9 protein-coding genes are annotated in these 11,166 nt (G+C 72.7%); 1 reads left to right on the top strand and 8 read right to left on the bottom strand.

The annotated features are described in order from the left end of the window. Window positions 1–64: 64 nt before the first annotated feature. The 8 genes from G3I42_RS04860 to G3I42_RS04825 all read right to left on the bottom strand — a co-directional run bounded on the left by G3I42_RS04860 (window position 65) and on the right by G3I42_RS04825 (window position 9,401). Complete coding sequence (locus G3I42_RS04860) at window positions 65–964, bottom strand: LysR family transcriptional regulator (RefSeq protein ID WP_164282690.1); 900 nt, start codon at window positions 962–964, stop codon at window positions 65–67. Between the two features lie 88 nt (window positions 965–1,052). After that, window positions 1,053–2,261, bottom strand: coding sequence for a glycine C-acetyltransferase (locus G3I42_RS04855; RefSeq protein ID WP_164282688.1), 1,209 nt, complete (start codon window positions 2,259–2,261; stop codon window positions 1,053–1,055). Window positions 2,262–2,326: 65 nt separating this feature from the next. After that, a complete protein-coding gene (gene tdh / locus G3I42_RS04850) occupies window positions 2,327–3,355 on the bottom strand; it encodes an L-threonine 3-dehydrogenase (RefSeq protein WP_164282686.1) in 1,029 nt (342 codons plus the stop codon). Between the two features lie 224 nt (window positions 3,356–3,579). Further along, the gene (locus G3I42_RS04845) at window positions 3,580–4,140 is read right to left on the bottom strand and encodes a GNAT family protein (protein ID WP_164282684.1); all 561 of its coding nucleotides are present in this window, start codon (window positions 4,138–4,140) and stop codon (window positions 3,580–3,582) included. Between the two features lie 145 nt (window positions 4,141–4,285). Further along, complete coding sequence (locus G3I42_RS04840; RefSeq protein WP_164282682.1) at window positions 4,286–5,227, bottom strand: carbohydrate ABC transporter permease; 942 nt, start codon at window positions 5,225–5,227, stop codon at window positions 4,286–4,288. Between the two features lie 3 nt (window positions 5,228–5,230). After that, the gene (locus G3I42_RS04835) at window positions 5,231–6,196 is read right to left on the bottom strand and encodes a sugar ABC transporter permease (RefSeq protein ID WP_164282680.1); all 966 of its coding nucleotides are present in this window, start codon (window positions 6,194–6,196) and stop codon (window positions 5,231–5,233) included. A 23-nt stretch (window positions 6,197–6,219) separates the two neighbouring features. After that, window positions 6,220–7,530: an extracellular solute-binding protein gene (locus G3I42_RS04830; RefSeq protein ID WP_164282678.1), complete on the bottom strand. Its 1,311-nt coding sequence runs from the start codon at window positions 7,528–7,530 to the stop codon at window positions 6,220–6,222. Further along, the gene (locus G3I42_RS04825; RefSeq protein ID WP_164282676.1) at window positions 7,527–9,401 is read right to left on the bottom strand and encodes a sugar-binding domain-containing protein; all 1,875 of its coding nucleotides are present in this window, start codon (window positions 9,399–9,401) and stop codon (window positions 7,527–7,529) included. The genes G3I42_RS04830 and G3I42_RS04825 overlap by 4 nt, the downstream gene beginning before the upstream one ends. 437 nt (window positions 9,402–9,838) lie before the next feature. Here G3I42_RS04825 and G3I42_RS04820 point away from each other — a divergent pair. Beyond that, window positions 9,839–11,166 (top strand): AlkA N-terminal domain-containing protein (locus tag G3I42_RS04820; protein ID WP_203606372.1); only part of this gene is annotated, 1,328 nt, incomplete at its 3' end.

Genomic DNA, 11,166 nt, shown 5'->3' with positions numbered 1-11,166 from the left:
CCCGCGCGCACCCGCCGCCCGCCCGCGCGCACGTCCGCCGACCCCGCGCGCGGACCCCCGCTCCTCACCCCGCCGCTTTCCCCAGCGCCTCCAGAACCGGCCGGATCAGCGGATGCTCCTCCGCCCCGTTCCGCACCGCCGCGAAGACCCTGCGGGTCGGGGCTACGCCGTCCACCGGGCGGACCACGGCGCCGTCGAGGTCCATGCCGCGCAGCGCCGAACGCGGGACGAGCGCGACGCCCGCGCCCGCCGCCGCGAGCGCGACCACCGCGCGGAAGTCGTCGGAAAGGTGTTCGATGGGCGGCTGGAAGCCCGCGTGCTCGCAGGCGAGGACGACGACGTCGTGGCAGGGGTTCCCCGGGAACGGGCCGATCCACGGGTCGGCGGCGAGGTCCGCGAGCCGGACGCGGGCGGCGGCGGCGAGGGCGTGGCCCGGCGGGAGGACCGCGTCGAAGGGCTCCGCGTAGAGCGGGACGCGGGTCAGGCGCGGGTCGTCGGCGCCCGGGGCGCCCCGGTACTCGACGGCCACCGCGACGTCCGTACGGCGGTCCAGGACCATGCCCAGGCTCGCGTCGCCCTCGGCGTCCCGTACCCGTACCCGTATCCCCGGAGCCGTGTCGGCGAGCACCGCGAGCGCCGGGGCGACGACCAGGTTGATGCCGGTCGCGAAGGACGTCACCGTGACCGTGCCCGAGGCGCCCGTGCGGTAGGCCGCCAGCTCGGCCTCCGCGCGCTCCAGCTGGGCGAGCACCGCGTGCGTGTGCGCGAGCAGGATCTCGCCCGGCGGCGTCAGCCGCACGCCCCGGGCGCCGCGCTCGACGAGCCGGTGCCCGGTCTCCTGCTCCAGGGCGTTGAGCTGTTGCGAGACCGCCGAGGGCGTCAGGTAGAGCGCGGCGGCCGCCGCGGTCACCGTGCCGTGGTCCGCCACCGCGCGCAGGATGTGCAGCCGCCGTGCCTCGATCATGGGAACGATTGTCGCAAATCGGCGGAGCGGACGGCTCCCCGCGGTTCCGGGAGGCGCGCGCCTCCCGGAACCCTCCGCCCGGTACCCCTCAGATCGCCGGCTTGTCCGCCGCCGTGGCCTCGCGCGCCGAGACGAACGCCGCGACGGCGCGGTCCACGTCCTGCGCCGAGTGCGCCGCCGAGAGCTGCACGCGGATGCGCGCCTGCCCCTGCGGCACGACGGGGTACGAGAACGCCGTCACGTACACGCCGCGTTCGAGCAGCAGCTCCGCCATGCGCCCCGCGAGAGCCGCGTCATGGAACATGACGGGCACGATCGGGTGCTCGCCCGGAAGCAGCTCGAACCCGGCCTCGCTCATCGCCGTGCGGAAGCGCGCGGTGTTCTCGCGCAGCCGTACGCGCTGGTCGGAGGCGCTTTCGAGGAGGTCGAGCACCTTGAGCGAGGCGCCCGCGATGACCGGCGCGAGACTGTTCGAGAAGAGGTACGGGCGCGAGCGCTGGCGCAGCAGCGCGACGATCTCGGCGCGCGCGGCCACGTAGCCGCCCGAGGCCCCGCCGAGCGCCTTGCCGAGCGTGCCCGTGATGATGTCGACGCGGTCGCTCACGCCGGCCAGCTCCGGAGTGCCGCGCCCGTTCTCGCCGACGAAGCCGACCGCGTGCGAGTCGTCGACCATGACCATCGCGTCGTAGCGCTCGGCGAGCTCGCAGATCTCCCGCAGCGGGGCGAGGTAGCCGTCCATCGAGAAGACGCCGTCGGTGACGACGAGGCGGCGGCGCGCGTCGCCCGCCTCCTTCAGGCGCTGCTCCAGCTCGGCCATGTCGCGGTTCGCGTACCGCAGGCGGCGCGCCTTCGACAGACGGATGCCGTCGATGATCGAGGCGTGGTTGAGGGCGTCCGAGATGACGGCGTCCTCGGGGCCGAGCAGCGTCTCGAAGACGCCGCCGTTGGCGTCGAAGCACGAGGAGTAGAGGATCGTGTCCTCCTGCCCGAGGAACGCGGACAGGCGCCCCTCCAGCTCCTTGTGCACCTCCTGGGTGCCGCAGATGAAGCGGACCGAGGCCATGCCGTAGCCCCAGCGGTCGAGCGCCGCGTGCCCGGCGGCGATGACCTCGGGGTCGTCGGCGAGGCCGAGGTAGTTGTTGGCGCAGAAATTGAGCACCTCGCCGGGCAGGCCCCCGGCGGTGACGTCCACGGTCGCGGACTGCGGGGTGCCGATGACCCGCTCGGGCTTGTACAGGCCCTCGGCGGTGATCTCGTCGAGGGTGGTACGCAGTTGGTCGCGCACGGAGCCGAACATGGGGGATTCCTCCGGAGGGGTGGATGCGGGGCGGTACGAAGCGGTTCAGGCCGTACGGGGACGGCTCACGCGGTCCAGTCCATGACGACCTTGCCGCCGTGCCCGCTCGCCGCGTCCGCGAACGCGGCCTCGAACTCGGCGGCCGGGTAGCGGCCCGTGATGACGGGGGCGAGATCGAGTCCGCCTTCGAGGAGGACGGACATCGCGTACCACGTCTCGAACATCTCACGGCCGTAGATGCCCTTGATCGTGATCATCGAGGTGACGACGCGGGCCCAGTCGACGGCGAACTCCTGCGCGGGCAGGCCGAGCATCGCGATCTTGCCGCCGTGCGTCATGTTGGCGAGCATGTCGCGCATCGCGGCCGGGTTCCCGGACATCTCCAGGCCGACGTCGAAGCCCTCGCGCAGCCCGAGGAGGCGCTGGCCGTCCGCGATGGACGCGGAGGAGACGTCGAGCGCGAGATCGGCGCCGACCTTGCGGGCCAGGTCGAGCCGCGCCTCGCTCACATCCGTGATCGCGACGTTGCGCGCCCCCGCGTGCTTGGCGACGGCCGCCGCCATGAGACCGATGGGGCCCGCGCCCGTGATGAGCACGTCCTCGCCGACGAGCGGGAAGGAGAGCGCGGTGTGCACGGCGTTGCCGAACGGGTCGAAGATCGCGGCGATGTCGAGATCCACCGGGTTGCGGTGCACCCACACGTTCGAGGCGGGCAGCACCACGTACTCGGCGAAGCAGCCGTCCCGCCCGACGCCGAGCCCGACCGTCGCGCGGCACAGGTGGCGGCGGCCCGCGAGGCAGTTGCGGCACTTGCCGCACACGAGGTGGCCCTCACCGCTCACGAGGTTCCCCACCTCGATGCCGTGCACGTCGCGGCCGACCGAGACGACCTCGCCGGAAAACTCGTGACCGACGACGAGCGGCGCGCTGACGGCCTGCTGCGCCCAGCCGTCCCAGGCGCGGATGTGCAGGTCGGTGCCGCAGATCCCGGTGCGCAGCACCTTGATGAGCACGTCCCCGGGACCGGCCTCGGGCTCCGGGACCTCCATGAGGCTCAGTCCCGGCGCCGCCTTCTCCTTGACCAGTGCCTTCACTCCGGGGCTCCTCTTCTGTGCGCGCCGCACCGCGACCGGGCGGACCGGCGGGTACGGAGGGGTGGGGGACGGCCGCGGCCCGAGAGCGCGCGCACGACCGGCATCAAGATCCTGCCGCCCGGCACGCCACCAGGTCCATCGAGGTTTTCTTAACCGCGCCTGCGGCTTTCCTACATGCCGCGGGCGCCCGGTGACGTGCGCGGCACGCCGTCCCCGCCGGGCGCTCAGCGCGGCGGCAGGTCGTTCAGGAGGATCTGGAAGAGCTTGTGGTCGCGCCACGCGCCGTCGATGTGGAGCATGAGCGGGGCCACGCCGTACTCGGTGAACCCGGCCTTGGCGAGGACGCGCTGCGAGGCGAGGTTGTCGAGGAGCGTGCCGGCCTCCAGGCGGTGCAGGCCGAGCACGTCGTTCGCGTACCGGACGACGAAGGCGGCGGCGGCGCCGGTCAGGCCGCGGCCCGCGTACTCCTTGTCGACCCAGTACCCGAGGTTCGCGCTGTTGAGCGGGCCGCGCACGAGCTGCGAGAGCGTGATGGTGCCGATGATCCGCTCGCCGTCCACGAACACCCAGCCGAAGAGTGAACCGGCCTCCTGCGCCGCGAGCTGGTTCGCCAGCCGCTCGCGCTGACCGGCGAGGGTGTAGAACTCCTCAGTCCGCACCGGTTCGAACGGCCGGAGGTGGGAGCGGTTGCGCACGTAGGCGTCGAGCAGCGCGGGGGCGTCGCCCCCGGCGAGCGGGCGGAGCAGGATGCCCTCGGAGAGGATGGTGTGATCATCGTTCGACATGTCCGGAGGCTATCCGAGCGGGAACGCCGTACGGGACGCGGGCGCGGGCTGCGAGAACGCCGTACGGGACGCGGGCGCGGGCTGCGAGAACGCCATACGGGCCGGGGCGCGCCCTCGGCCGCGCCCCGGCCCGTACGACGTGCCGTCACTGCCCTCCGAGCCCCGTCGTCGCCACCGACTTCACGATCTGGCGCTGGAAGATCATGAAGACGATCACGAGCGGCAGCGAGGCGAGCATCGCCGCCGCCGCGGACTGCGCGTACTGGAGGCCGTAGGAGTCCTTCACCGTCGAGAGACCGACCGGGAGCGTCATGAGGTTCGGGTCGCTCGTGCTGATGAAGGGCCACAGGAAGTTGTTCCACGTCGTGATGAACACGAAGATCGCGACGGCGGCGAGGATCGGCCGCGACAGCGGCAGGATGATGCTCCAGAAGACGCGCAGGCTGCCCGCGCCGTCGATGCGCGCCGCCTCCTCCAGCTCACGCGGCACCCCGTCGAAGAAGCGCTTCAGGATGAACACCATCGCGGGCGCCACGACCTGCGGCAGGATCACCGCCCAGTACGTGTCCGCGAGGTGCGCCGTGATCATCTCGCGGAACAGCGGCACGATGAGGATCTGCGGCGGCACCATGATCGACGCGAGGGTCAGCCCGAGGAGCGCCTTGCGGCCCCGGAAGAGGGTGCGCGAGAAGCCGTACGCGGCGAGCGCGGAGACGGCGACGGTCAGCGCCGTCACGACGACCGTGATGAGCAGGCTGTTGAGCGCCCACAGCGGCAGGTTCCCCTGGTCGAGGATCTTGCGGTACGCGCCGAGCGTGAAGCCGTGCGCGGGTATCCAGCCGTCGTCGGGCGTCGCCGCGTCCGTCTCGCTCTTGAAGGACGTCACGAGCCCCCACGCGAGCGGCAGCAGCCACAGCACGGTCGCCGCGAGCAGCACGACGAGCGCGACGATCTTCGGCAGCGGCCCGGAGCCGAGCACGGGCCCGGGGCGTACGGAGAAGCGCTGCCCGCGCGGGACCGGCGAGGTCGAGCGGCGCGGCGCGGACACGGGCGGCCGTCCGGCGGACGGAACGGTCTGGGTGCTCATGTGTCACGCCTCCTTGCGCGAGAAGATCTTGAACTGCGCGAGCGACAGGATGACGAGGATCGCGAAGAAGACGTAGCTGATGGCCGAGGCGTAGCCGAGCCGGTAACCGGTGAAACCGGTGTCGTAGATGTACTCCAGGATCGGCCGCGTCGAGCCGTTCGGGCCGCCGCGCGTCAGCAGGTAGATCTGGTCGAACACCTTGAGCGAGGCGAGGACCTGGAGCACGGCGATGAGTCCCGTCGTGCGCTTGAGCTGGGGCAGCGTGATGGACCACAGCCGCCGCCAGGCGCCCGCGCCGTCGAGGGCCGCGGCCTCGTAGAGGTGGTCGGGCACGGCCTGGAGCGCGGAGAGGTAGAGCAGGAAGTTGAAGCCGGCCGTCCACCACACCGTGACGAGGACGACCGCGTACATCGCCCACTTCTCGTCGACGAGCCAGCCGACGCTGTCCAGACCGATCGCGTTGAGGAAGTTGTTGACCAGCCCCAGATCGGGCTGGAACATCATCGACCACACCTGCCACACGACGGCGACGGGCAGCACGTACGGCGCGAAGAACGCGAACCGCCACAGCCACTGCCCCGGCAGGTTCGCGTGCACGAGCAGCGCCATCCCGAGCGCGAGCACGACGAGCGGCACGGAGGAGAGCACCGTGAAGACCGCGGTGTTGCCGAGGCTCTTCCACACCTCGGAGTCGGTGAGCGCCTCGGCGTAGTTGCCGAGCCCGGCGAAGGAGCTGTCGCCGTGCCCGGTCAGGCTCGCGTCCGTGAAGCTCATCCACAGCCCGTACACGAGCGGGACGAGCAGGAAGAGCCCGAAGAAGATCATGAACGGGGCGACGAAGAGCCCGCCCGAACCGCCCTTGCGGAAGCGGTCCTTGAGGGCGCGCGGGGGCGCGGCTCCGGGGGCTCCGGAGGCTTCGGGGGATTCGGCGGCGAGGGTCGCCGGGCCCGTGGTGGGGACCGTACTCATCGTTGAGTGCCTTTCTGTCCCGGTCAGGCCGGATTGGGCTTGGAGAGGAAGAAGTCGAGGCCGGAGAGCATCTCGGTCACCGTCCCCCGCGCGGAGTCGGCGCCGCGCACCCCCTGCAGGAGGGCGCTGCACATCCGGGCCTGGAAGTCGGAGCCCGCGCCCGTGAACCACGCGGGCGGGTCGATCGCGGGGTGCTCCGCAGCCGGCGCGTACGAGGACTGCGGATCGAGCTTCGCGTACGCCTTCGACCCGACGACCGGCAGATAGGCCGGGATGTGGCCCGCCTGCGCCCACGTCATGCTGCCCTTGAGGAGTTCGGCGACGAGCTGGTGCGCGGCGCGCCGCCGGTCCTCGTCCGCGTTGTCCTGGTGCGGCAGCACGAAGGAGTGGCTGTCGGCGTACGAGGCCGGGGAGCCGAACAGCGTCGGCATCGGCGAGGCCCCGAGGTCGAACTTCGCGCTCTGGAACGTGGGGAGTTCCCACTCGCCGGAGAAGATGAAGGGCGACTGCCCGGTGGTGAAGGCGGCGACCCCGGCGGGGTAGTCCATCCTCCGCGAGTCGACGACGGCCTTCTTGAAGAACTCCACCACCTCGACCATCTTGTCCCGGTCGACGCCCGGCTTCCCGCCCGAGAGGTCGAACGCGCCGCCGGTCTGGCTGTAGAGCCCCCAGAACATGCGCCACGCCTGCGCGGTGTCGTTGAACAGGCCCATGATCGGGCCCAGTTTCCCCTTCCGCTTGCGCAACTGCTCCGCCATCTCCAGGAAGTGCGCGGGCGACTCGGGCGGCAGGAGCCGCCCGTCGCTGTCGAGCAGCCCGGCCTTGTCCATGACGGTGCGGTCGTAGAAGACGACGAAGGGGTGCGTGTCGAGCGGGATCGCGTACGGCTGCTTCTCGTACCGCCCGAGCGCGCGCACACGCGGGTTGATCCGCTCCTGCGGGACGCCGAACTCCTCCAGGAGCGCGGTGTCCCACGGGTCGAGCAGCCCGCCCGGCGCGTATCCGGCGAGCCGCGAGAGGTGCATGATCGCGAGGTCGGGGGCACGGCCGCCCGCCGAGGACATCGCGAGCTTCGTGTAGTACGCGGCGCCCCAGTCCAGCACCGTGTCCTCCGGGTCGAGCCCGGGGACGTCCTCGCGCACCTTCGCGAGCATCTGGCGCATGAGCGCCCCGTCGCCGCCCTGGAAGAGGTGCCAGAAGCGCACCTTGCCCGGCGAGGAGGACACCGAGCCCGCCACCGAGCCGCAGGCGGAGAGGGCGGGGGCGAGCGCGGCGGCGCCGAGTCCGGCGACCGCGCCGCGCAGCAGGCCGCGTCTCGTCGTCGTGAGGCTCACCGCGCGTCCCCCTCCGTGCCCTGCTCGTAGGCGGCGGGCCGCAGCTGGGCCTCGCGCACCCGGTTCACGTCGAGCTTCTGCGAGCGGTCGAAGCGGTAGACGCCGTTCTGCTCCTGGAAGACATCGGTGAGCTGCGTGTAGCAGTAGCCGAACATCAGCGGGTCGTCGAGGAGGACGCCCGTCAGGCCCTCGAAGCGCGTGTGGAACTCCTCCTCGTCGCGCGGACGCTGCCCGTACCCCCACGACACGTCGCGGTCCTCGCCCGCCGCCGCGGCCTCCTCCGGGTGCCACCAGATGCCGCCGAACTCGCTGACGAAGTAGGGCTGTCCGCGGTAGGGGAGCGACCACACCTCGTCGGGGTTCTGGTCCTGCGGGTTCATGAACGGCGTGCCCTCGGCGAGTCCTTCCATCTGCTTCGCGAAGGCGGCCGGGTCCTGCTCGTAGCTGTGCGAGTCGTACACGTCCGTCTCGGCGACGCGGTGCGCGTAGCCGGAGGCGTCGATGACCGGGCGCGAGGAGTCGGCGGCCTTCGTCGCGAGGAACATCGCGCGCGTGACGTCGTCGAGCTGCGTGCGGCGGTCGTGCAGCCGCTGGTGCGTCTCGTTGAGCGGGCACCAGCCGACGATCGAGGGGTGCGCCTGGTCGCGCTCGACGGCCTCCAGCCACTGGTGGACGAAACCGGCGGTCGGCTGCTGGTTGTCCCAGGCGGTGCCGCCGCCCGTGTGGGCGCCCCAGTCGCCGAACTCGCCCCACACGAGGTAGCCGAGCCGGTCGGCGTGCCACAGGAAGCGCTCCTCGAACACCTTCTGGTGCAGCCGCGCCCCGTTGAAGCCCGCGGCGAGGGAGAGTTCGATGTCGCGCACGAGCGCCGCGTCGTCCGGCGCCGTCATGAGGCCGTCCGGGTACCAGCCCTGGTCGAGCACGAGGCGCTGGAAGACCGGCTTCCCGTTGAGCAGGAACCGCTTCCCGTCGAGCGAGACCGCGCGCAGCCCCGCCGTGCTCACGGCCCGGTCGACGACCTCGCCGTCCGCGTCGGTCACTTCGAGCAGCACCTGGTACAGGTGCGGGTCCTCGGGCGACCACGTGCGCTGCCGCGCGGGCGGCACGGCGAGGACGAGACGCGGCGCGAGGTCGAGATCGGCCCGTACCGCCGCCTGCGCGACCGTCCCCTCCGCGTCGAGCAGCCGCGCCCGCACCCGGTGTCCCGGGCGGTTGGCGGAGAGCGGGAGTTCCAGGTGGAAGCAGCCGCCGGCGAGGTCCGGCGTGACGCGCGGGCGGCGCAGGTGCACGTCGGCGACCGGTTCCAGCCACACCGTCTGCCAGATGCCCGTGACCCGCGTGTAGTTGCAGGCGTGGTTCGCGTACTCGGTGGACTGCTTGCCGCGCGCCTGCGGGCCGTGCGCCGCGTCCCGCGCCCGTACGACGATCACGGCCTCCTCGCCCGGCGCCGCGACCCCGTCCAGATCCGCGCTGAACGGGGTGAACCCGCCGCTGTGCCGCGCCACCTCGGTGCCGTTGACCCACACCGTCGCGTCGTGGTCGACGGCGCCGAAGTGCAGCACGGGACGTCGCCCGGCCCACTCGGCGGGGATCGTCACGGTGCGGCGGTACCAGACGGCGTGCAGGAAATCGGTGTCCCCGATTCCCGACAGCTCGGACTCGGGGCAGAACGGCACGGTGATCCGCTCTGGCAGCTCCTGGCCGACGAGACCGCGTTCGAGACCACTGTCGCCGGGGTCGCGCGCGAACTCCCACGTGCCATTGAGATTCAGCCACTCCGCACGCGCGAAAGAAGGGCGCGGGTACTCGGGCCGGGGCACCTCGGGGCCGGCGTCGAGCGGATGCGGACAGATGCCGTCGTACTCGGGCATGAACTCTCCTCGCGGGGACACCACTTGGGTAAACACTTGGTGGGATCACATGTCAGCACTCGGATTACATCGTTGTAAAGAGGTGGCGGCGGGGTTTCCTGCGTGTGACGGAAGGAGCACGGAACGCCCTGTTCCGGGGGCGGGGGTGAAAGGGGTGAATCCGGGAGGGGCGGGGCGAGTCGCGCGCGGGCGGGGTGCCGGGGCGGCAGACGGGGGGCGGCGAGGCGCACGCGCGGACACGGGACGAGGCGGACCGGGACGCGGTGGCGAGCCGTACGCTCCGGAGGACACGTCCGCGCGGGTCCGCGCATCGCCATGTCGGATTTCCGCCAGCCCCGCCCCCGGCGATGTCGCATGCTTGAGGCATGTCAGCCACTCCAGGGACGGCCCCGCGGGCCGCCGCGACCCCCGCCGTCGTCAGCGGCCCGCAGGGCGGCCTGCACGCCGACCGGGACCGGTGCGTACGCGCCGTCCGCTCGCGCGACGCGCGGTTCGACGGGTGGTTCTTCACCGCCGTCACGTCGACCGGCATCTACTGCCGCCCGAGCTGCCCGGCCCTCACTCCCCGGCCCGAGAACATGGTCTTCCTGCCGAGCGCCGCCGCCTGCCAGCAGGCCGGTTTCCGCGCCTGCAAGCGCTGCCGCCCCGACGCGAGCCCGGGTTCGCCCGAATGGAATCACCGCGCCGACCTCGTCGCCCGCGCCATGCGGCTCGTCGCCGACGGCGTCGTGGACCGCGAGGGCGTCCCCGGACTCGCCGCGCGCCTCGGCTACAGCGCACGCCAGATCGAGCGCCAGCTGGGCGCCGAACTCGGCGCCGGGCCGCTCGCCCTCGCCCGCGCCCAGCGCGCGCAGACCGCGCGCCTGCTCGTCGAGACGACCGCGCTGCCGATGGCGGACATCGCCTTCGCCTCGGGCTTCTCCTCGATCCGCACCTTCAACGAGACCGTCCAGGAGGTCTACGCGCTCTCCCCCTCCGCCCTGCGCACCCGCGCCGGCGGCACGGCCGAGCCCGGCGCGGGAACGGTACGGCTCCGCCTCCCGCTGCGCGGCCCCTTCACCCCCGACAACCTCTTCGGCCACCTCGTCGCGACCGCCGTGCCCGGCGTCGAGGAGTGGCGCGACGGCGCCTACCGCCGCACCCTCGACCTCCCGCACGGCCCGGGCATCGTCGCGCTGAGCCCCACCCCCGAGTACGTGGACTGCCGCCTGCGGCTGCGGGAGCTGCGCGACCTGCCCGCCGCGATCAGCCGCTGCCGCCGCCTCCTCGACCTCGACGCCGACCCCGAGGCCGTGGACACGGCCCTCGCGGCGGACCCCGACCTCGCGCCGCTCGTGCGCAAGGCGCCGGGCCGCCGCGTACCGAGGACGACGGACGAGGCCGAGTTCGCGGTACGGGCCGTGCTCGGGCAGCAGGTCTCCACCGCCGCCGCCCGCACCCACGCGGGACGCCTCGCCGCCTCGTACGGCACCCCCGTCGATGACCCCGACGGCAGCCTCACGCACCTCTTCCCGGCCCCGGCCGCGCTCGCCGCGCTCGACCCCGAACAGCTCGCGATGCCGCGCAGCCGCCGCCGCACCCTCCTCGGCCTTGTCGACGCCCTCGCCGCGGGCACGCTCGCGCTCGGCGCCGACAGCGACTGGGACCTCGCCCGCGCGCGGCTCGCCGAGCTGCCCGGCATCGGGCCCTGGACCGTCGAGATCATCGCCATGCGGGCGCTCGGCGACCCCGACGCCTTCCCCGTCACCGACCTCGGCGTCCGCCA

Origin of the sequence: Streptomyces sp. SID11385 (assembly GCF_010548245.1) — a bacterium.
Taxonomy (GTDB): Bacteria; Actinomycetota; Actinomycetes; order Streptomycetales; family Streptomycetaceae; genus Streptomyces.
The sequence above is the reverse complement of the archived record's forward strand: the minus strand, read 5'-3'. Positions and strand labels throughout refer to the sequence as shown.

What these genes read in the sequence shown, in the direction of transcription:
- G3I42_RS04860 (WP_164282690.1), bottom strand. Translation starts at nt 964, where the DNA reads ATGATCGAGGCACGGCGGCTGCACATCCTGCGCGCGGTGGCGGACCAC.
- G3I42_RS04855 (WP_164282688.1), bottom strand. Translation starts at nt 2,261, where the DNA reads ATGTTCGGCTCCGTGCGCGACCAACTGCGTACCACCCTCGACGAGATC.
- G3I42_RS04845 (WP_164282684.1), bottom strand. Translation starts at nt 4,140, where the DNA reads ATGTCGAACGATGATCACACCATCCTCTCCGAGGGCATCCTGCTCCGC.
- G3I42_RS04840 (WP_164282682.1), bottom strand. Translation starts at nt 5,227, where the DNA reads ATGAGCACCCAGACCGTTCCGTCCGCCGGACGGCCGCCCGTGTCCGCG.
- G3I42_RS04835 (WP_164282680.1), bottom strand. Translation starts at nt 6,196, where the DNA reads ATGAGTACGGTCCCCACCACGGGCCCGGCGACCCTCGCCGCCGAATCC.
- G3I42_RS04825 (WP_164282676.1), bottom strand. Translation starts at nt 9,401, where the DNA reads ATGCCCGAGTACGACGGCATCTGTCCGCATCCGCTCGACGCCGGCCCC.